At 42.5% G+C, this 22,301-nt stretch carries 24 protein-coding genes and 1 riboswitch; of the genes, 15 read left to right on the plus strand and 9 right to left on the minus strand.

All coding sequences use genetic code 11. From position 1 onward, the window contains the following. Nucleotides 1–120: 120 nt before the first annotated feature. Nucleotides 121–351, plus strand: a complete 231-nt coding sequence (locus BI198_RS15865) for a Fic family protein (RefSeq protein ID WP_201243393.1) — start codon at nt 121–123, stop codon at nt 349–351. A gap of 223 nt (nt 352–574) precedes the next feature. On the opposite strand, the gene BI198_RS16455 is transcribed toward BI198_RS15865, so the two are convergent. Both BI198_RS16455 and BI198_RS03355 read right to left on the minus strand, forming a co-directional pair. After that, nucleotides 575–658 carry an endoribonuclease YicC domain-containing protein gene (locus BI198_RS16455; RefSeq protein WP_394331522.1) on the minus strand — a complete coding sequence of 28 codons (84 nt, stop codon included), beginning with the start codon at nt 656–658 and terminating at the stop codon, nt 575–577. Continuing rightward, nucleotides 621–1,424 carry a YicC/YloC family endoribonuclease gene (locus tag BI198_RS03355; protein ID WP_394331516.1) on the minus strand — a complete coding sequence of 268 codons (804 nt, stop codon included), beginning with the start codon at nt 1,422–1,424 and terminating at the stop codon, nt 621–623. Before BI198_RS03355 ends, BI198_RS16455 begins: the two co-directional genes overlap by 38 nt. A gap of 137 nt (nt 1,425–1,561) precedes the next feature. Here BI198_RS03355 and rph point away from each other — a divergent pair, with 137 nt between their 5' ends. Beyond that, a complete protein-coding gene (gene rph, locus BI198_RS03360; protein ID WP_070048281.1) occupies nt 1,562–2,275 on the plus strand; it encodes a ribonuclease PH in 714 nt (237 codons plus the stop codon). Nucleotides 2,276–2,380: 105 nt separating this feature from the next. After that, nucleotides 2,381–3,028 carry an orotate phosphoribosyltransferase gene (gene pyrE, locus BI198_RS03365; RefSeq protein WP_070048282.1) on the plus strand — a complete coding sequence of 216 codons (648 nt, stop codon included), beginning with the start codon at nt 2,381–2,383 and terminating at the stop codon, nt 3,026–3,028. A gap of 174 nt (nt 3,029–3,202) precedes the next feature. Here pyrE and slmA read toward each other — a convergent pair whose 3' ends face one another. The 3 genes from slmA to coaBC all read right to left on the minus strand — a co-directional run bounded on the left by slmA (nt 3,203) and on the right by coaBC (nt 5,864). Further along, nucleotides 3,203–3,799, minus strand: a complete 597-nt coding sequence (gene slmA, locus BI198_RS03370) for a nucleoid occlusion factor SlmA (protein ID WP_070048283.1) — start codon at nt 3,797–3,799, stop codon at nt 3,203–3,205. A 213-nt stretch (nt 3,800–4,012) separates the two neighbouring features. Then, nucleotides 4,013–4,471, minus strand: a complete 459-nt coding sequence (gene dut, locus BI198_RS03375; protein WP_070048284.1) for a dUTP diphosphatase — start codon at nt 4,469–4,471, stop codon at nt 4,013–4,015. A gap of 148 nt (nt 4,472–4,619) precedes the next feature. Then, nucleotides 4,620–5,864 (minus strand): bifunctional phosphopantothenoylcysteine decarboxylase/phosphopantothenate--cysteine ligase CoaBC, encoded by a 1,245-nt coding sequence (coaBC, locus tag BI198_RS03380; RefSeq protein ID WP_070050618.1) that lies wholly within the window; start codon nt 5,862–5,864, stop codon nt 4,620–4,622. A gap of 82 nt (nt 5,865–5,946) precedes the next feature. Here coaBC and radC point away from each other — a divergent pair, with 82 nt between their 5' ends. The 5 genes from radC to mutM all read left to right on the plus strand — a co-directional run bounded on the left by radC (nt 5,947) and on the right by mutM (nt 8,702). Beyond that, nucleotides 5,947–6,621: a RadC family protein gene (gene radC / locus BI198_RS03385; protein WP_070048285.1), complete on the plus strand. Its 675-nt coding sequence runs from the start codon at nt 5,947–5,949 to the stop codon at nt 6,619–6,621. A gap of 165 nt (nt 6,622–6,786) precedes the next feature. Beyond that, nucleotides 6,787–7,023, plus strand: coding sequence for a 50S ribosomal protein L28 (gene rpmB / locus BI198_RS03390; protein ID WP_070048286.1), 237 nt, complete (start codon nt 6,787–6,789; stop codon nt 7,021–7,023). A gap of 11 nt (nt 7,024–7,034) precedes the next feature. Continuing rightward, the gene (gene rpmG, locus BI198_RS03395) at nt 7,035–7,190 is read left to right on the plus strand and encodes a 50S ribosomal protein L33 (RefSeq protein ID WP_008219722.1); all 156 of its coding nucleotides are present in this window, start codon (nt 7,035–7,037) and stop codon (nt 7,188–7,190) included. Between the two features lie 103 nt (nt 7,191–7,293). Next, entirely contained in the window at nt 7,294–7,770 is a 477-nt protein-coding gene (locus BI198_RS03400) for a hypothetical protein (RefSeq protein ID WP_070048287.1), read from the plus strand. Nucleotides 7,771–7,892: 122 nt separating this feature from the next. After that, nucleotides 7,893–8,702 (plus strand): bifunctional DNA-formamidopyrimidine glycosylase/DNA-(apurinic or apyrimidinic site) lyase, encoded by an 810-nt coding sequence (mutM, locus tag BI198_RS03405; protein ID WP_070048288.1) that lies wholly within the window; start codon nt 7,893–7,895, stop codon nt 8,700–8,702. Nucleotides 8,703–8,717: 15 nt separating this feature from the next. Here mutM and BI198_RS03410 read toward each other — a convergent pair whose 3' ends face one another. The 3 genes from BI198_RS03410 to BI198_RS03420 all read right to left on the minus strand — a co-directional run bounded on the left by BI198_RS03410 (nt 8,718) and on the right by BI198_RS03420 (nt 12,105). After that, nucleotides 8,718–10,337, minus strand: a complete 1,620-nt coding sequence (locus tag BI198_RS03410; protein WP_070048289.1) for a BamA/TamA family outer membrane protein — start codon at nt 10,335–10,337, stop codon at nt 8,718–8,720. Between the two features lie 117 nt (nt 10,338–10,454). Next, nucleotides 10,455–11,261 (minus strand): mechanosensitive ion channel family protein, encoded by an 807-nt coding sequence (locus BI198_RS03415; RefSeq protein WP_070048290.1) that lies wholly within the window; start codon nt 11,259–11,261, stop codon nt 10,455–10,457. Nucleotides 11,262–11,271: 10 nt separating this feature from the next. Then, a complete protein-coding gene (locus BI198_RS03420; RefSeq protein ID WP_235605215.1) occupies nt 11,272–12,105 on the minus strand; it encodes a DUF432 domain-containing protein in 834 nt (277 codons plus the stop codon). Between the two features lie 298 nt (nt 12,106–12,403). Here BI198_RS03420 and mgtE point away from each other — a divergent pair, with 298 nt between their 5' ends. Then, on the plus strand, nt 12,404–13,747 hold the full coding sequence (gene mgtE, locus BI198_RS03425; protein WP_070048292.1) for a magnesium transporter: 1,344 nt from the start codon (nt 12,404–12,406) through the stop codon (nt 13,745–13,747). Here the strand turns inward: mgtE and BI198_RS03430 are convergent. After that, nucleotides 13,742–14,617 carry a cation diffusion facilitator family transporter gene (locus tag BI198_RS03430; RefSeq protein WP_070048293.1) on the minus strand — a complete coding sequence of 292 codons (876 nt, stop codon included), beginning with the start codon at nt 14,615–14,617 and terminating at the stop codon, nt 13,742–13,744. The genes mgtE and BI198_RS03430 overlap by 6 nt on opposite strands. Nucleotides 14,618–14,919: 302 nt before the next feature. Here BI198_RS03430 and BI198_RS03435 point away from each other — a divergent pair, with 302 nt between their 5' ends. From BI198_RS03435 to BI198_RS03460, 6 genes are all read left to right on the plus strand, one after another. Continuing rightward, nucleotides 14,920–15,840, plus strand: coding sequence for a porin (locus BI198_RS03435; protein WP_070048294.1), 921 nt, complete (start codon nt 14,920–14,922; stop codon nt 15,838–15,840). A 57-nt stretch (nt 15,841–15,897) separates the two neighbouring features. Next, nucleotides 15,898–15,994, plus strand: a riboswitch (TPP riboswitch). 40 nt (nt 15,995–16,034) lie between these two features. Then, nucleotides 16,035–18,146, plus strand: coding sequence for a TonB-dependent receptor (locus BI198_RS03440; RefSeq protein ID WP_070048295.1), 2,112 nt, complete (start codon nt 16,035–16,037; stop codon nt 18,144–18,146). 12 nt (nt 18,147–18,158) lie between these two features. Then, nucleotides 18,159–18,407, plus strand: a complete 249-nt coding sequence (locus tag BI198_RS03445) for a hypothetical protein (RefSeq protein WP_070048296.1) — start codon at nt 18,159–18,161, stop codon at nt 18,405–18,407. Next, complete coding sequence (gene pnuC, locus BI198_RS03450; RefSeq protein ID WP_070048297.1) at nt 18,404–19,120, plus strand: nicotinamide riboside transporter PnuC; 717 nt, start codon at nt 18,404–18,406, stop codon at nt 19,118–19,120. Before BI198_RS03445 ends, pnuC begins: the two co-directional genes overlap by 4 nt. Then, entirely contained in the window at nt 19,036–19,956 is a 921-nt protein-coding gene (locus tag BI198_RS03455) for a phosphotransferase (protein WP_083256543.1), read from the plus strand. The genes pnuC and BI198_RS03455 overlap by 85 nt, the downstream gene beginning before the upstream one ends. 187 nt (nt 19,957–20,143) lie before the next feature. After that, entirely contained in the window at nt 20,144–22,264 is a 2,121-nt protein-coding gene (locus BI198_RS03460) for a S9 family peptidase (RefSeq protein ID WP_083256544.1), read from the plus strand. The last annotated feature ends 37 nt before the right edge of the window (nt 22,265–22,301 follow it).

Here is a 22,301-nt window from a genome sequence, read left to right on the forward strand (position 1 = left end):
ATCCAGGTTTTTGCATTTCTAACCCTTATTGCGTTTGTTGAGGCGATTAGCCTTTATATTCGCCTCACTTAGTGATTAGATTGGTTTTCGTATTCAGCTCAATAAGCAGGAGCTTAGCCTATGTGTATCTGGCAACGGGTTGATCAAACGCAACTGAGTAAAGAACAAGTCAAAGTACTAAACCGGTTGCTGGATGGCGATTTCAGCGATGGTATCAGCAACAGCCAATACGGCAAAGTTGCCAAGGTAAGCCCAGCGACCGCCAGCCGGCATTTAGCCCAGTTGGTTGAGAGCGGGTGTCTGATGAAGACCGCTGCTGGGGGAAGAAGTACGCGGTATGTGATTTCGTAATAGTGGGTGTTTTTGACTCGATTAATTAATGCCCAACCAAGACTCATATCGATGCTGACATTGGCGGTGGTTTATATGCTAAAGCTGGCTCTTACCGCTTTGCTTAAGTTAATTCTGACTTTTTAATACTAAATTAAAGTACCTATCTGCGCATATTGGTTTAGGATAAATAACGATGGGGTCGTTAACATAAAATTAATGTGCTACGACCCCATATTAGGTGTTATTCCACGTTTTGGATCTGCTCGCGCATCTGTTCAATCAACACCTTAAGCTCTACCGACGCATTGGTGATCTCGGTGGTGATGGCTTTTGATGATAGCGTATTGGCTTCGCGGTTGAATTCTTGCATCATAAAATCTAAGCGTCGACCACAGGCGCCGCCTTTTTTTAAGGGTGTGTTGGGTTTCTTTAATGTGGGCGTCTAGGCGATCTAGCTCTTCTGCTACGTCTGATTTAGAGGCGATAAAGGCCATTTCTTGCTCTAGTCGGCTTTGATCAAGGTCGGCTTTAATTTCAGTTAAGCGGTTTACGATGCGATCGCGTTGCCATTGTATGGCTTGGGGTAGGTGGCTGCGCACGAAAGCCACTTGTTCGGTAATACCGGTTAAGCGTTGTTGGATCATTTGCTCGATAGCGTCACCTTCGCGGCCGCGACCTGCTAAGAAGTCTTGTAGCGCGGCGTCGAAACCTGCTAGTAGCTCTTGTTGCATGGCATCAACGTCGTCGTTAGGTGTTTCCATTACACCAGGCCAACGCATAATATCGGCAATATTAAGCTGAGCTTGTGGGGCTTTGGCTAATAATAATTGCGCTTGTTGCAGCAGTTGTTCAGCAAAACTATGGTTTATGCTTAGTTCGCCAGCGGCTTGGTTAGCATGAAAGCGTAAGTTTACTTCAACTTTACCGCGATTCAACTTGGCCCGTAATTTGTCGCGCAGCAGGTTTTCTAAACCACGAAATTGCTCTGGTAAGCGAAAGTAGGTTTCCAGATAACGTTGATTTACTGAACGAATTTCCCACTGGGCGCTGCCCCAGCTGGCGTTGGTTTCGTGACGGGCGAAAGCGGTCATGCTATGGATCATAATAAATTACTCTGACAATAAATAATGATTGAGTATACCTTAGCAGAATCGATTTTGGCGAATTGATAGCCCTATAAGCGGTTAGCCTCTATAATAAGCGCCAAATTCATTATAGGAGTGCAGCTATGCGTCCAAGTGGCAGAACCGCCAGTCAGATCCGTCCCCTTACATTTACTCGTCAATTTACTGCTCATGCTGAAGGTTCAGTGTTAGTAGAGTTTGGTAATACTAAAGTGATTTGTACCGCCAGTGTGGTTGAAGGCGTACCGCGCTTTATGAAAGGCCAAGGTAAAGGTTGGATTACAGCTGAATATGGCATGTTACCACGCGCGACACATACTCGTAACGACCGTGAAGCCGCCCGCGGCAAGCAAGGTGGTCGTACTATGGAAATTCAACGTTTAATTGGCCGTGCTTTACGTACAGCCGTTAATTTAAAGCTATTAGGTGAAAACACTATTACCATTGACTGTGATGTGATTCAAGCTGATGGTGGTACACGCACGGCCTCTATTACCGGTGCTTGTGTAGCGTTAGTGGATGCCCTGAATTTTATGCGCGCTAAAGGCACGATTAAAACTAACCCATTAAACTTTATGGTTGCTGCTGTATCTGTAGGTATTTACAAAGGTACCGCGGTTGCCGATTTAGATTACATTGAAGATTCTAATGCTGATACTGATATGAATATCGTGATGACCGAAACCGGCAAAGTGATTGAAATTCAGGGTACGGCAGAAGAAGCACCGTTTAGCTTTGAAGAAATGCAACAAATGTTCGATTTAGGCAAGCATGCCATTCGCGAAATTGTTGACGAGCAAAAACGCGCTTTAGCTTAATATTGATAAAAATACCTGTACTGTTTACAGGTATTTTTTTACAGCTTTTATTTAGAAACTCATTACAAACATTCATTGTTAAGAATAATTACAGGTAATCATGGCATGAAACAATTTCAACGCGATTTTATTGAATTTGCCTTAGCGCGTCAGGTATTAAAATTTGGCAGTTTCACGTTAAAGTCTGGCCGTACTAGCCCATACTTTTTTAATGCGGGCTTATTTAATACCGGTAGCGATTTAGCTAAGTTAGGCCGCTTTTACGCTGCAGCGTTAGATGACGCTGGCTTAGAGTTTGATGTCTTATTTGGCCCAGCCTATAAAGGCATTCCTATTGCGACCACCACAGCGGTGGCGTTAGCCGATCATTATAATCGTGATGTACCATATTGCTTTAATCGCAAAGAAGCTAAAGCCCATGGCGAAGGCGGTAACTTAGTAGGTGCAGCGCTTGCAGGCCGTATTATGCTGGTGGACGATGTAATTACCGCAGGCACGGCTATTCGTGAATCTATGCAATTGATCCAAGCGCAAGGCGCAAGCTTAACTGGCGTGTTAATTGCGTTAGATAGACAAGAGCGTGGCCAAGGTGATTTATCAGCTATTCAAGAAGTTGAACGTGATTTTGCGACGACAGTGATTTCGATTATTAGCTTACCGGATTTAATTAACTACTTAGCCGATAAACCAGAAATGGCCGAGCATTTAGAAGCTGTTAAAGCCTATCGTGCCCAATATGGTGTTGATGCTTAGTTAATACTCAAAGATTAATAAGTAGTGACTAGCTTGCTTAGCAAGCGGTAACTAGTTCGCAAGCGAACGGTCACTGTTACCAAAGGCAACTAGTCACAACTATTATTTACACTAAACACTAAACACTAAACACTAAACACTAAACACTAAACACTAAACACTAAACACTCAGGCCTAAGCTTGTTCAAATAAGCTTTGTTGAATGAGTTGCCATTGTGCCGGCCATTGCTGAGTGGGTAAGCGTTTAAAACCCGAGCGCACAAACTGATTTAATTTACCCTCTACCGTGGCCAACAACAGATTGGCTAAATCGGCTTCATCAATACTAAAACGTTTGCCTTCACGTAGCTTACGTTCACGAATACATTGTTTTAGCTGGGTTTCTATTTTTTCAAATAACTGTACCAACCGCTCTTGTAATCGTTCGGGTTCACCTTGTAGGGCTTCGCCAGTTAAAATGCAGCAGATCCCTGGATTACGCTCAGCAAAAACCAGTATAAGTTGTAAGATCATTTCAATGCGGCTTTGTGTGTCTTTATGCTCGTCTAAAATGGCGTTAATTCGCGACAGCAGCGTATCTTCAATAAACTCGATTAAGCCTTCAAACATCCGAGCTTTACTCGGGAAGTGGCGATATAGCGCAGCTTCTGAAACACCGACTTTAGCGGCTAGCGCTGCGGTAGTGATGCGTTGACCGTTGTTGCTTTGTAGCATAGCGGCTAAGGCCTGCAATATGTCTTCTTTACGATTACTGCGACGTGGTGCTGGCATTGATCATCCTGTAATGCGTTAACTAAAATATGTGTTATGACTGCTTTTACTTAAAGTATTTTTCGTTTTGCAGCTTTTTAATTGGACCTAGCTGTCAGTGTACTCTCGAAACAGCGGCATGGATGCCGCGCAGGCTGAAAGGGCACAGGGATGTGCTCCTTGAAGCCGGTGCAGAGAGTATTTCTGACTGCTGGGTCTTTAACAAACCTAAAACTAAGCTTTACCAGAATGGCCAAAGCCACCTTCGCCGCGCTGAGTTTTATCAAAGCTGTCGACTAAATTAAATTCTGCTTGTACCACTGGCATAAACACCAACTGAGCAATACGATCGCCAGGCTCAATAGTAAAGCTGTCTTGACCACGGTTCCACATGGATACCATTAATGGCCCTTGATAATCCGAGTCGATTAAGCCGACTAAATTACCTAATACGATGCCGTGCTTATGACCCAGACCCGAGCGCGGTAATATGGTGGCGCATAAATTAGCATCACCAATAAAAATAGATAAACCGGTCGGAATTAACTTGGTTTCGCCTGGCGCGAGTTGCAAGCTAGTATCAATACAGGCACGTAAGTCTAAACCGGCAGAACCAGGAGTAGCATAGGCCGGCAATGGGAACTCAGTACCGATACGTGGGTCAAGAATTTTTAAATCAATAGCTTTTTTCATTTACGGCTTAACTCTTTATAGTAATGTAAAACGTGTATATCGTTTATTTCGCTTGGTATATAACTCGATATATAGCTGAAATTATTATTATCTAAGTTTTAAATTCAAAGCTTATAGAAAGCTTAACGAAACATTATGTCTAATATATTTACACTAGCAACTTTGCTTTTTCTACCATCTGATATTGTTGCAATATTTGCTGCAAAATAAGTTTGGCTAATTCGGTTTTAGCTTGCGCCGGCAGGGCAAGCTCACCATTAGGCCATATCATCGTTACCGCATTGTGTTCCGTGTTAAAGCCTTGCGCCGGATCAGATACATCATTAGCGCAAATCATATCCAGCTTTTTATTAGTTAACTTGCCTTTGGCATAGTCTATTAGATTATGCGTTTCAGCTGCAAAGCCCACCGTGAATGGCCGTTGCTGACTTAAGGCGGCAACACTGGCAATAATATCTGGGTTTTTAACTAACTTTAGCGTTAGTGCGTCGTCACTGGTCTTTTTCAGCTTTTCGACTGCAATTTCGGCCATACGATAATCGGCAACTGCGGCACAGCCAATAAAGATAGCGCTGTTTTGTGCGGCTTTTAAAGCGGCTTGATGCATTTGCTCTGCGCTGATGACATCAACTCGTTTAACGCCTGCTGGCGTTGCTAATGGCACAGGTCCGGCTATTAACGTGACATCGGCACCTAATTGCGCCGCTATCGCCGCTAACGCAAAGCCCATTTTACCGGAGCTTTGATTAGAAATATAACGTACCGGATCGATAGCTTCCCGCGTTGGGCCAGCCGTAATCGACAGTGTAATACCTTGCCAGCTAAGTTCGGGTTGTTGCTTCGCTGAAATAAACTGCTCAATAGCGGCAACAATTTGCAAAGGCTCTACCATGCGGCCTAAACCGACATCACCACAAGCTTGCTCACCCGACGCGGGACCAATTATGTGAAAATTATGTTCATTTAATGTTGCTATATTTTTTGTAGTAGCTATGTTTTTATACATCTGCTGATTCATCGCAGGGGCTACAAACAGATCTGCAGTGGTAGCGAGCACACAAGTGGTTAATAAATCATTGGCCATACCTTGGGCTAACTTGGCGATTAAATTGGCACTGGCAGGGGCAATAATAAAGATGTCAGCCCATTTGGCTAACTCGATATGACCCATTGCCGCTTCAGCGCTAGGATCTAATAAGCTGGTGCTGACAGCATTACCCGATACCGCTTGTAAGGTTAAAGGGGTAATAAATTGTTGCGCTGCGTCAGTAAGAATGACGCGAACATCTGCACCTCGCTCGGATAAGCGCCGAACTAAATCTGCACTTTTATAGGCAGCTATACCACCACTAATACCGAGTAAAATACGTTTATTTGCCAAAGTTTGTTGCATATCAGGCTTACCAAGACCAAAAAAAACTGTGGCTAAGATAGCACGAAAAGTGCATTTCGACATCAATTCAGGGAGGATTCAGATGAGTATTAAAAATTGGCCAGCAACCGAGCGACCGCGTGAAAAATTGCTGCAACAAGGGGTGAGTGCGCTCTCGGATGCAGAATTATTGGCAATATTTTTACGAACGGGCATTACTGGTATTGATGCGGTGAGTTTGGCGCGACAATTATTATCTCAATTTGGCAGCTTAAAAAGTTTATTATCGGCGAATCAACAGCAATTTTGTGCCGCTAAAGGTTTAGGTGAAGCCAAGTTTGTGCAATTACAGGCGGTGTTGGAGTTAAGTAAGCGTTATTTAGAGCAACAAATTCAGCGTGATACGGTGTTTACTGACCCCGCTACAGTAAAGCGTTATTTGCAGCATGCTATTAGTCATAAACAGCGTGAAGAGTTTTTATTGTTATATTTAGATAGCCAACACCGTTTAATTAAGACCGAATCGCTATTTAGTGGCACTATTGATGCCTCTCCGGTGTATCCGCGTATTGTAGTTCAGCATGCATTAGCGCATAATGCGGCCGCTGTTATTCTGGCGCATAACCATCCATCTGGTGTTGCTGAGCCTAGTCGAGCGGACAGAAGCATTACCGAACGACTAGTTCAGGCTTTAATGCTGGTAGATATCAAGGTATTAGATCATTTTGTGGTTGGCGACACTGATGTCATCTCCTTCGCTGAACGAGGCTGGCTATAATACTTGGCTGGTGCTTATGCGTAAAACCTAGTGCTAGAGTGAAGAATTAGCTTGAATAGCAAGCTTAATTCGTGTATAAATTGCGCCCTCTTTGTTTTGAGGTAACCTTCTTGGCCAGAAGGGTGACGACAGCTCGAGCTGATGTAATTTTGGAGAACAATTGACATGTCTAAAGTGTGCCAAGTAACTGGTAAGAGACCAATGGTTGGTAACAACCGCTCTCACGCCAAAAACGCTACTAAGCGCCGTTTCCTGCCTAACCTACAAACTCACCGTTTTTGGGTTGAAAGTGAAAACCGTTTTGTTACATTACGTACTACTACTCGTGGTATGCGTATCATTGATAAGAATGGTATCGATGCCGTCTTAGTTGACGTGCGTGCTAACGGTCACAAGGTTTAAGGAATTAAATAATGCGCGATAAAATCCGTTTAGTTTCTTCTGCTGGTACTGGTTTCTTCTATACAACTACGAAGAACAAACGTACTATGCCAGAAAAAATGGAAATCAAAAAATTCGATCCTAAAGTGCGCAAGCATGTGATTTTCAAAGAAGCGAAAATCAAGTAATCGAAAATAAAACCCGGTGTAAACCGGGTTTTTGCTTTTTAGCACCCGCCTAAGTTACTATGCCGCTGCAGCAGACATTTAAGATGTGCAGACAGGTAGCAAAATGATCAAACTCTCTCGGCGTAATTGGAATAACGTACTTATTTTCGTTGTGCTAATTTTAATGTTTTTTTTGTATGGCATCCCACAACGCTTACTGCAATCTGATCCTGTCAGCTATGGTTTAATACCAGAGCAGAGCCAATTATTAATGGTCAGTTTTGGCCAGCAACGCTTAACCCAAGCCGGCACTCAGTGGCGATTACACCCACAATCTAGTGCTAACGTAAATTCGCCTATCATAGACGCTAATCAACTGGCTTTAGCTTGGCAGCACACTTTATTATTGGAAGTTGAAACGACCTCTTTGCAGACTAAGGTACCCGTGGCACAAGCGAGCGTGCAAGTTGTGGGGCAATTTGAACCGATGATTTGGCTATTGTATCCATCCGAACAGGGCTATTTATTGCAACAAGCCGGTCAAACTAAACTATTTGCGTTAAGTACTGAGCAAGCGGCGCAGCTATTTCTATTACCTTAAATGAATATTTTTAATTACGACTAGCTTGAATAACGACTAGCTTAAATTTATAGAACGAAACCTTTTAGTATTTTATTCGCCGTTATTTGGCCAAAGTGAATTAATAAAACGGAGTGGTTTTAATGCCAGAGTTACCGGAAGTTGAGGTGTCCCGTCAGGGAATTAGTCCATTTATGCAAGGCCATACCTTACATAAAGTAGTGGCTCGGCAACGTCAATTACGCTGGTGGATCCCAGATGAGGTAGTAGATCTGCAAAACCAATCTATTTTATCGGTAACCAGACGCGCTAAGTATTTATTAATTGAATTGCCCAAGGGTGATATTATTTTACACTTGGGCATGTCAGGCCATTTAAAAGTGTTACCAGCCAATACGCCAGTGCAAAAGCATGATCATATCGACTTTTTGCTATCAGGCGATAAAGTGCTGCGCTTAAACGACACCCGACGGTTTGGCGCGGTGTTATGGCAAGCAAGAGGCCAGTTACACCCACTGCTTGCTGCACTGGGTCCAGAGCCATTAAGTGATAACTTTAATCCTAACCATCTTAGCCAAGCGTTTGCTAAGCGACGCACTGCGGTAAAGCAAGTGTTGATGGATAATCACGTGGTAGTTGGCGTGGGTAATATTTATGCTAATGAAGCTTTATTTAAAGCTGGAATTTTACCGACTAAACCGGCTAATCAAGTTAGCTCTGAACAAATTAATAGCTTAGTGGCAGAGGTGAAATTGATATTGGCCGCTGCAATTAAGCAAGGCGGCACAACCTTAAAAGATTTTAGCGCGGTAGATGGAAAACCGGGTTACTTTGCTCAGCAGTTATTAGTGTATGGTCGTGCTGGCCAAGCTTGTGTTAATTGTCAGTCGATATTAAGTGATATTAAAATTGGTCAACGCCGAACGGTGTTTTGCTCGGTGTGCCAGATTTAGGCTGGAAATAAGCAACTAAAAGCTGCGGCTGGCCATTAATCTAAATTCAACACCGTTAAGATTGTCGTTATCGGTTACCGCTTTTGTGACATCAATATGGATCATTGCGCCGCGGCTAGAATGACTCGATAACAGCCGCAGGCCGCCGCCTACGCCGACTAAAGTTGAACTATCAGTCTCTGCCATAGGTTGGTCGCCAGCCGGCCACACTTTACCCACATCTAAATAGCCAACAAAGGCGACATCTAATAATTGCCATATCGACCAATCAGTATAACGGCGATATTCTAAGGTATTGATAATTCTAGCTTCACCGCTGCGAAAGAACTCTGGGTAGGCGCGCATGTTGTTTTCGCCGCCAATATACAAAGGTTCATCGCGGAATAAGTTATTCCCTTTATCAATATTTAGTTTAGCGACAAAACTGCTGTAATCAGTTAAATGTTTAACCAGTTGCCAATGGCTGCTAATTAAGAACTGTTGCTGTTCAAACTGACGTTGCTGCCAAGAGGTGTCAGACAACAACCAAATATCGCTGGCAAGTTGCCAATTTTTCAAGGCAGAAAACTTCCAAAACAATGCATTATCATCGGCACCAAAGCCTTTATTATATTGGCCTATTCTGGCATTAAGCTGCCAGCCAAGGTTAAAGTCTTCAGTGCGATTAAAAGAATTAATATTATATAATTTACGATAATCAGCGACGATATACTCATATTCAACCCAAAAACCTGATAAGTTTCGATCTTCAGGCAATGGATGAAAGGTGCCGTGTTCGGCTAGGTCAAAATTATAATCATTTAATTCTGCCGATAGTTTTAAGCGGTGGATATTTTTACCGGCTATAGGCAATTTATAACCAAACTCGACATTAAGTAAGTTATTTTGGCGCTGAAAACGGTTAACTTCTTCACCCGCCTCGTATTCACTCACTTCTTCTGAATCACGCTGTAGATTAAATAATAACGACCACGGCGATGATAAACGGTAAAAGGGCCGGCTGACTTGAACTTGATAATTACTGCCATCAGAATTATCAAAATAACGTAACGAGCCATCCCAAAAACTACCAAACATATTGGGTGAATTAAAAGCAAAACCATAGCCTGTACGCTCGGTTTCTGTTTTATATTCTAAGCTAAGTTTATTACCGGTACCCAGTAAGTTATCTTCTTCAAAGCCTAAGGCGCTTTTACTGCGGCCACCTTCACTTGAAAAGTCGACTGTGGGTAATAGCGACCAGTTGTCCCAAGTTTCAACATCGATAATAACAGCGTTTTCACTGGCGCAATAATGGCTGATACGAACATTGGCTTCACGTAAATAACTGCGGGTACGTAATAAACGCTCGGTTTCGGCCAGAACTTTCTCATCTAAGGGGGCACCTATTTCGAATAAAACGTCATCCTGTAGCACTGAGTCACGGGTGATGGTATGAGTGTAGTTAGCAAATTCATGCAACCAAAAAGTATTTTTATTAGTTAAATCAAACACGTTATTGCTGTTGTAGGTAATGTCTTTAATGCGAATATTACTTTGGTCGAGCAAAAAGTGATTATCTGCCACGGGCTGACAGTCTGCTAAAGCATATGTGCTAAAAATACAGCTAATTGTCAGGCAAAGTGCAACCCGCATGGTTACTCCTCTTAATGGAATATAACTAGAATAGCTCAGCTTATTGTTGCTAACAGCTTAAGACTGGCATGATATTATTTATATCACGCCAGAAGCTGAAGTACAGATGTAAATTGTTTACTTCTCGTTTACCTGAGTCAAAATAACACTACGTTGTGGGAAGGGGATCTCTATACCCGCTGCGTCAAAAGCCAGTTTAATATCTTCTTGCAAAGTATTACGTAGCTCTCGGAAGTTCTCTCGTTTTGCCCAAACTGAAAACTGTATATCTAAAGACGAATCACCAAAACCTAGAAACATAAAAACAGGTGCTGGTTCGTCTAAACTTAATGGATTGTTATCAGCCGTTTTTAATAATAGCTCACGAACTTGGCGAATGTTTTCTTTATAAGCCACACCTAATTTAAGGTCGAAGCGGCGAATAGGAAAACGGGTTAAGTTAGTGACTTCACTTTTTATAAGGCTTTCATTAGGAATACGCACAAATAAATTATCAAAGGTGCGTAACTTCACTGACAACAAATCGATAGATAATACTTCGCCGGTGGTATTACCTACTTTAATGGTGTCACCAAGCTGAAACGGTTTTTCGCCAATTAAAAATAAGCCGCTAATAATGTTTGAAGCTGAGGTTTGGGAAGCAAAGCCTAAAGCGACAGATAACACACCGGCTGCACCTAAAATAACACTGAGTGAAAAACCAAGTTGGTTTAAGGCTGAGGCGATAAAAAGCGCTAGCACTAACCAATACACTAAGCGCTTAAAAAGCACTATATGGTGTTGCGAAAAGTTAGCTTTAAATACCCTTTCGACAGCTCTAGCACCCAGGCTGGCAATTAAAAAACCTAATATAACCGATAGGCTAGCCAATAAGACATTACGTAATTGCTCGTGTTGTAACCATGTTAAAATTGACTCTGACATTATCGCCTCGTTAGTCGGAAAGCATATCGGTAAAAGCTCGGATCAAACTGTGTTTCTCTGCCGTTTTACGTGGCGGACTTAACAACGTAGATGTTTGCGGTTTGGTTATATCGAGCTTGTCGATTTTAAAACTAGCTAAGCTAAGTAAGCTTTTATGTTGAATGGTTAAGCTGTCAGTCCATAAACTGCCATCAAGATCGCCATATAAAGTTAAATACGGCACTGGAATACTAATTTTATCCATCGCTAGCATTTGCTCAGATAAATTATGGATATGCACCGGTGTAATAGCACGGTGTGGCCGAACTTTTAACTCGCCTTTACTATGTCTAGCATGGGTTTTATCGGCGTAACATAACTCACCAATTTGGGTAGAAGGACCAAACCAAGTATCAGACAAGCGTTGCACAGCAATATCGGTTAAGATGAGTTCAGATTTTAGTACTTCTGATGCAGGTAGTACCACCCCAATACATACTGGTGAGCTAATATAAAACGTGGCTCGCTCGCCTGGCGGTATCCGAACTGGCTGTAGGGTTTTCACTACAACGGGGCGGTCTAATAATTGTGGTACTAAACGACACACGTTAGGGCTTTTAGTAAACATATAGCGCTGAGGCTGTAAATGCCCCGGCAACATCTCAAGGTTATGTTGTTGTAGTGGCACCTTTTCATCATCGTGAATGGTGTCGGTTGCAATGAGCCACTGTTTTGCTTGGCGTTGCAAATACAGTTGCAAAGCACCAATACGAAAACCTTTGCATTCATTATTGGCAAAGGTCATCGGCTGCCACCACAGTGAGCTAGCTGTTGTCGTCACTGTTGTCGTCACTGTTGAAGTCACAATATTGGTTATTCCATTTTATGTCGGTGTTTTGGCTATCTTAACAAGAAGCCATCTGACTTAGCAGCGGCTAAGTGATTATATTCAGTTGTTATTCAAGGCTATCCTTTATAAAATAGCCTGTATTATCGGTATTTTATATATTTCTGATTAAAACGTTGGAGCAAAGTGAATTTATGGACGTACCGGGTAGTAGGCGAAGCCTGATAATCGATTTTGCTATTTATATGAATTCTGCTGAGTAAGCCTGCCTCACCGCATCCATAGCCTTACTCAGCCTGTACTGTAAGAGGTTGCTATGGAACTACCTGTATTAATTGAGACCCTTCGTGCTGCATTAGAAACAGATACTGTGCATTTAATGCGTGAGCAGCTTGAAGATATTCACCCTGCTGATTATGCCAGTGCAATTATTGAATTTCCTATTAATGATTTATGGACACTATTAAGTGTGCTGCCCCGTGCTGATCAGGCCAAAATATTTGGTTACTTACCAGCTGAAGTGCAAGTTGAACTGTCTATTAGGATTAGTCGTCGTCGGCTATCGCCGATTATTCGCCAAATGTCATCAGATGAACGGGCAGACTTATTTAATCGTTTAAGCGATGAACAACGCGAAACCTTATTACCGGCTTTGGCTTTAGCAGAGCGGGAAGATTTGCTGCATTTATCTTCACATGAAGAAGGTACAGCCGGCGCTATTATGACGTCTGATTACGCTATGTTAGCTGCCGAGATTACCGTGGCACAAGCGATGGACGTGTTACGTCGTGAAGCCCCAGATAAAGAAACGATTTATTCTGCCTATGTGGTGGATCATGATCGGCATTTAATTGGTGTGGTGTCACTTCGAGACTTAATTCTTGCGCCAGTAACCATGCGTATTGATGAGTTAATGAACCATGTGCCTATCTTTGCTAGCGTCGATACGCCGCAAGAAGAAATAGCATCTTTAATCTCTAAATACGACTTACTTGCCCTACCGATCTTGAATAAAAATAATCAAATGGTCGGTATTGTTACCTACGATGACGCCATGGACGTTGTGGCAGAAGAGGCAACAGAGGATTTCCATAAAACATCGACTATCGGTAAATTAGAAATCAGTGTTAAAGACGCTGGTATCTTATTACTTTATCGTAAACGAGTATTTTGGCTGGTTATTTTAGTCTTTGGTAATATCTTTTCCGGTGCCGGGATCGCTTATTATGAAAGCACTATTTCAGAACATATCGCCTTATTATTCTTTTTACCGTTATTAATTGGCAGTAGTGGTAATGCGGGTGCACAATCCGGTACTTTGATGGTGCGAGCCTTGGCAACAGGTGAGATCAAACTACGTGACTGGGGCGCATTATTGGGTAAAGAGTGCTTAGTGGCGGGTTTGTTAGGCTTTACCATGGCAGCAGCTGTGGTGGGTTTAGGCTGGTGGCGGGGCGGTTATGATATTGCCGTAGTGGTCGCTCTGACCATGATGCTAGTGGTAATAGCCGGTAGTTTAATTGGCTTGTCGTTACCGTTTTTATTAAGCAAGTTTAAACTTGACCCTGCAACAGCGAGTGGCCCATTGATCACTTCGATTGCTGACGTCGCAGGTGTTGTATTGTACTTCTCCATCGCCACTTGGTACTTGGGGTTATAAGATAGGTCCATGCGCGTCTTGCGGTTCTATATGAATGCTGAGTTCAATGCCGATTTCTTTTAGGGCTAATTCAGCATCATCGGCAACTTGATGGGCGCGTTGCACGGTCCAATCTTTAGGCACTTGCATATCGGCTTGGGCAAATTGTAATGTTGCTGCGGAGCGAGTTCTTAGGTTGATGAATTGCACTTTATGGTCACTAAATTGGCTTAAAGTCTGTTCTATTTCAGCAATACGCTGATCCGGTAGTGCTTGGTCCATTAAGCCATTACTAGCTTTATAAAGTATCTGCCAACCTTCATGTAAAATATGCAGCGCTACGGCGATAGCGACAACAGGATCGAGCCAGCTATAGCCAGTTATGGCTGCTAACGCAACGCCAATTATCACACCTACTGTGGTCCAAACATCAGTAATTAAATGCTTACCATCACCGTCTAATGCCGGCGAACTATATAAGCGACCGCCCCGTATCAGTAATAAGCCCACGGCTAAATTTATCAAGCTAGCTAAAACGGTTAGCACTGTGCCCACACCTAAGTCGGCTAAGGGTTGCGGATTAATAAGCCGCTCTATCGCTGTGGCGCAAATGGCTAAAGCGGCTAATAAAATTAAACCACCTTCAAAAGCGGCAGATAAATATTCTGCTTTGCTATGGCCATAAGGGTGATTATCATCAGCGGGGCGTTGGGCTAAGGTGACCATAAATAAAGCAAAACCTGCACCCGCGACATTAACTAAAGATTCTAAGGCGTCAGATAAAAAACCGACTGAACCGGTTAAATGCCAAGCAACACCTTTAAGTGCCATAGTGGCAAAAGCGGCGATTAATGACAGAAATAGTAATTGGCGTGGCGATAATGTCAGCATAACAGGCCGTAAATTTAGGCAGCGATTAAAATTATTGTAAAGTAGGCTTGAGCTAAAGTCATTTTTGCGGCCTATACTTCGGACTATCGTTACCTACATTTACTACCGACTATCACCATAGATTATTAGTACCGAATTTTACGGCTGAGTATCCTAGTTATTATCCAAAAAACTGAGTGATTAATACGCTGATTGTCATACAACTGTCATATAATATTCATAAAATATGCATCAATATTTTATGAATAGCTGCTAGGCCATAATGTTTAGCGCATTTATCACTTCAATATAGGTAACACCAGATGACCACAAAAATAACCTTAACTAGCGGTATTATTGGCTTAATGTCGGTAGCTGCATACAGTGTGAATGCTGACGCTAAGCCGCTGGAATTTTATGGCAAAGTAGATGTATCAGTGCAGTCTAGTGAAGAAGGTGAAGGCCGTTTTACTGAAATGAAAAGCAATGCGTCTAAATTTGGTGTTAAAGGTGATTATGCTTTAGAAGATGGCTTAATCATTGTATATAAGTTGGAGTGGCAAGTTGATGTGTCAGATGACAGTAATGAAAAAAACCTTAAATCACGTAATCAATATATTGGTTTAAAAGGTAATTTTGGTGAAGTCAGGCTGGGCCGACATGATACAGCACTAAAAATGTCGCAGGGTAAAGCCGATTTTTTTAGTGATTATGAGGCGGATGTTAAAACCTTATGGAAAGGCGAAAACCGGGTTAATGACTCTATAAGTTACTTTTCACCAATTTATGCTGGCTTTGGCATGCAACTGACTTATGTAGTGGCCGATGCCGCAGACGCCGATGATGCACTTTCTGCCGCTATTTTCTACGGTGATGAAGGATTAAAACAAAGTAATATTTATGCAGCACTGGCCTATGACAGTGAAGTGAATGGCTACGATACGTTACGTGCTAGCGCGCAATTTAAACTTGCCGAATTTACCCTAAGTACGATGTATCAACGCCAAGAAGATATAACAACCCAATTAGATCGTGATGGTTACTTAGTCGGGGTGGCTTATCCGTGGCAGAAATTAACTTTAAAAACTCAGTATCAAGTGATGGATGATGATAATGGTGCCAGTGTGGGAGTGGATTATAAGCTAGGTAAAAATAGCCAAATTTATGCGTGGTATTCTAGTTTTAATTTTGATTTAGCAGAAGATACTGATTATTTGGCCGTAGGGTTAACGCATAAATTTTAAGCGTAATAATCTTTATTGGCACGCATTGCAGTAAATTTGAAAAGGCTATACACTTGCCGCGCAACCAAGGGGTGCAATTGCTGAGATGCCGAAAGGCGAACCCTAAGAACCTGATCCGGATTATACCGGCGGAGGGATGGTGCTGACTCCTCATGCTGGTGTGATCTCTGTTTTATTGGAGACTCATACAAAAAATGCGTTTTATACCTTGTTTACTTACCCTGGCTATTGCTAATCCAGCTATTGCCATTGCTGACCAAATTAATCCTAGCCTTGCTGCTAACAGCGCTGTTGCTTTAGAGCGAATTGAAGTGCAGGGTGACTTTAGACGTCATTCTGTGCAACAAATTGCCGGTAGTGTAGCGGTGCTTACGGATGAAGATTTACAGCGTACTTCTGCTCAACACTTAGATGATTTGCTTCATCAATTTGCCAACGTTAACTTTACGGCTGGTGCGTCACGCGGCCGGTATTTACAAGTACGGGGCGTTGGTGAACGTAGCGAATATGTCGATACCATTAATCCATCAGTTGGCATTTTAATTGATGGTATTGATTATTCAGGTATGGGCATTAGCGGTATTCATGATTTAGCCCAACTAGAATTATTCCGAGGCCCTGAAGCCACTCGCTTTGGCGCTAATGCGTTAGCCGGTATGCTTAACTTAACAACACAAGGTCCTTCTGCTACGCCAGAAGGAAAATTTAGCGCTACTTTAGCGGATTATAATAGCTATCAATTAGCCGGTTATTTTAGTGATGCTATCAACCAAAACCTGGGTTATAGCATATCGCTTGAGCAACAAAGCTCTGACGGTTTTATTGAAAATGCCTACTTAAACCGCGACGATACTAATAATATCGACGAATTTACTGCGCGATTCAAACTACGTTTCCAAGCTAATGAGCATTTAATGCTGCAATTAGTAACTCACTTAGTAGATCAAGATAATGGCTTTGATGCCTTCTCGCTGGATCAAAATCGTACGACGTTATCTGACAATCCTGGCCAAGATATAATTCGCAGCAAAGCGCTAGCATTACAAGCTGAGTACAGCGGTGTGCCATACTTTACGGCTTTTGGCCAAATTAGTTGGTTAGATGCTAACAGCGATTATGGTTTTGATGAAGATTGGAGCTATGTTGGCATTCATCCAGATGAATACGCTACGACTGATCGCTATTTACGTAATCGCGAGCAATTAAGCGTTGATTATCGTTTAGTGTCTACCCCTATGGGTAAGATAGGTGATAGCGATTGGGTGTTTGGTATTTATGCCGCCAATAAAAACTTCAACTTAACCCGAGAATCATGGGACTGGGATCTGTGGCAACCGGCGCAATTTGATAACCAATTGAAACGTCGTAATGTAGCTGCTTATGGCGAAGTCACTACGCCGTTAAACGATGTTTGGAGTTTAATTTCCGGCTTACGTGTCGAGCGCTATGATGATGAATATGCTGATACTAGCGGTAATGCTATTCGCAACCACGATACCATGTGGGGCGCTAAGCTAAGTTTAAACTATCAAGTTAATCAACAAGCTTTAATCTATTTATTAGCATCACGCGGCTATAAAGTGGGTGGGGTGAATGGTGATGCGTTAGCCAAAGCGAATAACAGTGATTTAACTGAGCTACAAAGCAAAGCTAGCTTTGCCCCAGAAACGCTATATAACGCCGAGTTTGGTGTTAAAGGTAGCGCCTTAGATCAAAGCATAATAGCCCGTGTTGCCGCGTTTTATATGTGGCGTGATGATATGCAAGTTAAAGGCTGGTTAAACCCGAACACTGGCCCGCAATTTTCTGGCTTTATTGATAATGCCGGTAGTGGCCGTAACTACGGTATTGAAATGGAAAACCGCATACAGTTGCACCCGCAATTGGCGTTGTTTCTTAGTGCGAGCTGGTTAAAAACCAAATTAGGTGATTACACTACGTTAGCGGGCGATCTTTTTACCGGTCGTGAGCAAGCTCAAGCTCCTCGGTTTCAATATAGCATAGCTGCAGATTGGTATATTACTGAGCCAATAACGTTCAATATAAGCCTGCAAGGTAAAGACGAATACTTCTATTCCGATGGCCATAACGCGCGTTCGTCACGTTATGAGCTGGTCAACTTACGCTTAAGTTATCAACTAGAACACTGGAACTTTGCTGTGTGGAGCCGTAATGCCTTAAATCAAGATATTGGCGTGCGTGGCTTTTACTTTGGTAATGATCCGCGAGATGGCTATGCGCCACATACCTATGAACAATACGCTGAGCCCAGTCGTTTTGGTGTCAGTGCCAGCTATCAATTTTAATAGGAGCTAAAGATGCAATTAACCGTTGAGATAAGTAGCTATCCGTTAGCGGATGATTATTTAACACCGATAAAAGGTTTTATTGAGCAATTGAATCAATATCCTTCCATTATGGTTTTAACTAATACTCTGAGTACTCAGATGTTTGGTGAATACGACGAAGTGATGCAAGCCTTACAAGACTGCATTAAATGGTCATTTGAGAAATACGGTAAAGTGATTTTTGTCTGTAAATTTTTGCATGGTGATTTGCGGCCATGAGTGAGTTGCTAAGTAAAGCGATTGCTGATTGGCAGCTGATGCACAGCGTTGAACTGGTAGCTACCTTGCTAGCACTGGCTTACGTGATACTGGCTTTAAAACAAAGCCTATGGTGTTGGCCTGCCGCTTTACTTAGCACTATTTTATTTACCCAAGTGATGTGGCAATCGGCTTTATTGTCGGATGCCATTTTACAAATGTATTATGCCGGTATGGCTATTTATGGTTGGTGGCGCTGGCAGCAACTTAAACAAAGCGCGAAAATAAGTGCCAACCTTAACGGTAAGAGTAACACCAATAATAATACTAATATCGCTGAGCAAGCACCTGTATACGAATGGGCATGGCAACGCCATGTAAGGCTAATTATTATTACTGCATTAGCGGGCTTAGGCTTAGGCTATGTTATGGCAGGCTATACTCAAGCTGACTTCGCTTATTTAGATGCGCAAACAACGGCATTTAGTGTTATGGCCACTTGGTTAGTAACCCGTAAATTAGTGTCTAATTGGTTATACTGGGTAGTAATAGATGCAGTATCTATTTACGTTTATGCGCAAAAGCACCTGTATTTTCTTACCGGCTTGTTTATGCTGTATACCATTATCGCAATTGTAGGGTATTTTGCGTGGCGCCATCACTTTATACAACAAAAGTTACACCAGAAGCATCAACACAAACAACAAACATTGAGCATGACTGCCAACGTATAGCGCAGCTATGTAAACAATTAGAATTTTTTGCTAATCAGCAAGTGCAACATATACAGCCGTTATCGCATGGTCAAAGCAATAAAAGCTATCGCATTAGTACCGATCGGGCTGAGTTTGTATTGCGCTGTTACCCGCCAAAACAGTATCGATGCCGTCAGCAAGAGCTGACAATACAACATGCCGCTGCTGCCGATGACTTAGCACCGGCGCCGTTATGTTTAAATAATCATCTACAGATAATGATTAGCGACTTTATTGATATTGGCGAGCCTTTTAATTATCGCCAGCATGATAGTAAGCAGTTAATTCAGCATATTGTAAAATTACACCAATTAAATGTACTGACATCGGTATTACAACTGGAGGATTATTTACAGTTTCAGCTCAGCCTAGTTGCCGATAAAAACCTGGTAGATATTGTACTATTTAACCAGCTGCAACAGGCAGCTAAGCAGCTAGAAGCCTTACCCCAAGACACAGTATTGTGCCATCTCGATCTACATGCTGATAATTTACTCTGGGCTGAACAGCGCTTATGGTTACTGGATTTTGAATATAGCCAACAAGCTGATAGCAGCTTAGATTTAGCCGCGATAATTATGCATTATCAACTCGATGTTAAGGAGCAGCAGCAATTGCTGGTAGATTATATTCAGCTTCGTAGGCAAGCCAGACTACATGACTCATTACTGGAAACCTTACAGCTAAAAATACCGTTAGCCAAACAGCTGTACTCAGGATTTTGTTGGTTATGGTATGTCGCGATCCCAGGTTACGAGACTGAAGCTAAACACTGGCAACAGCAGTTGCAACATTTGTTAGCAATGCCATCCTAGACCTATTCAGTTGCCTGTTAATATAGATTCAGTTGCCTGTTAATATAATGGTGCTGCTCGTTCAACTAATCCCAAGCTAGTCAGTCGGATGCAAAATATACTCGGTTACACTTTTAGCCTCGCCTTGTCAGGATAATTGTAGTATTTATGTTAACTTTTTCTGCAGCATAATTTGGAGAGAATAATAATGCGAAAACATCACCTTGGCTTGCTGCTCTTAAGCAGCTTAAGTTGCTTTTGGTTGCAGGCTGCTGAAGTTGTTGCGCCCGTAGCGGTGCAGCAACCTTATACCGTGACATCGCCTAATGGGGATCGGCAAGACTCTTATTACTGGCTGCGTGATGATAGCCGAACCTCTGCCACGGTATTAGATTACTTATATCGTGAGAATAGCTATTTTGAGCAATATAGTGCCAATTACCAAGCGTTAACAGACAAACTGACAGATGAAATTATTAGCCGTATTAAACAGGATGATAGCTCCGTGCCTTACAATAAAGGTGATTATAGTTATTACGACCGTTTTGATGCCGGTAAAGAGTACCCAGTATATCTACGTAAATCATTAAAAGACGGAACCGAGCAGGTCATGCTCGATGTCAATGAGCTGGCAGGCGACAAAGACTTTTATCAAATAGCTAATATGAGCGTGAGCCCAGATCAAAACTTACTGGCCTATTTAGAAGATACCAGTGGTCGCCGACAATACACGCTAAAAGTGCGAGACTTGCGTACAGGCAAAGATTTAGCTGATGAGATTACAGGGTTATCTAGAAGTGTCGCTTGGGCTAAAGATAGTCAAACCTTGTATGTTATTCAAAATGATCCGGTAACTTTGCTCAGTACCACAGTGTTGCAGCATACCTTAGGCAAGGACGTCGCTAAGGCTCGCCAAGTGTATACCGAACAAGACCATAGTTATTATATGGGCGTGGGTAATACGGAAGACAATAATTATGTGGTAATTTACCTTGGCAGTACGGTATCGACAGAGATGCGGGTACAAGATGCGACTAAACCGGACAGTGAATTTACAGTTTTAGCGCCAAGACAGCGTGATTTTCAATATTCAGCCAGCCATATTAACAACCGTTGGGTGATCCGCACCGATTGGCAAGCGCCTAATTTTCGTTTAATGACCGTAGCAGCAGATAAAATTGGCTATCGGAATAACTGGCAGCCTTTGGTCAAGCATGACGACAATGTCTTTATTGAAGACTTTGCAGTATTTGATAATTATTTGGCCATTAATGAGCGTAGTGATGGTGTGCGTCGGTTAAAAGTGATGCCTTGGGCCACGCCCGAGCAAGCTTTTTATGTTGCCTCTGATGAAGCCGCCTATGTGATGGCTTTTGCTACTAATGCTGAGCCAGACACTGACTGGCTACGTTATAGCTATAGCTCTTTAACCACACCGGAAAGCACCTATCAGTACAATATGAAAACCGGTGACAAACAACTGCTAAAACAAACTGAAGTCTTAGGCGGCTTTGATCAGAATAATTATAAAACCGAGCGGGTGTGGGCAACCGCAACGGACGGCGTAAAAGTTCCCGTCACCTTGTTATATCGCAAAGATTACAAACGTGATGGCACAGCCCCTTTGTATCAGTATGCTTATGGCTCTTATGGCAGCTCGTCTGATCCATGGTTTAGATCGGTTGCTTTATCCTTAGTAGACCGCGGTTTTGTGTATGCCATTGCCCATATTCGAGGCGGTCAAGAAATGGGCCGGCAATGGTACGAAAACGGCAAATTACTGCATAAAATCAATACTTTTACCGACTTTATCGCCGTCACAGATTATTTAGTAGCAAACGACTATGTTGCAAAAGATAAAGTGTTTGCCATGGGCGGCAGCGCCGGTGGGTTATTAATGGGTGCAATAGCCAATATGGCACCTGAAAAGTATCGTGGTTTAGTCGCGCATGTGCCTTTTGTTGACATAGTGACCACTATGTTAGATGAAACGATTCCTTTAACTACTAATGAGTTTGATGAATGGGGCAACCCCAAGCAACAAGCCTATTATGATTATATGTTGTCGTATTCACCTTATGATCAAGTGACTAAACAAGCCTACCCGGCCATGTTGGTGACCACCGGCTTGCATGATTCACAAGTACAGTATTATGAACCGGCAAAGTGGGTCGCTAAATTACGCAGCCATAAAACTAATAATCAACCATTAGTTTTTAAAACCAATATGGAAGCGGGGCACGGCGGTAAATCTGGTCGCTTCTCTAGGCTGGCAGAATACGCACAAGAGTATGCGTTTATTCTTAATTTGCTAGGCCAAACCGAATAGCAAATCGAAACGCTAAAAATGAAAAAGCCGAGCTAGG

The organism is Rheinheimera salexigens (assembly GCF_001752395.1).
Taxonomy (GTDB): Bacteria; Pseudomonadota; Gammaproteobacteria; order Enterobacterales; family Alteromonadaceae; genus Alishewanella; species Alishewanella salexigens.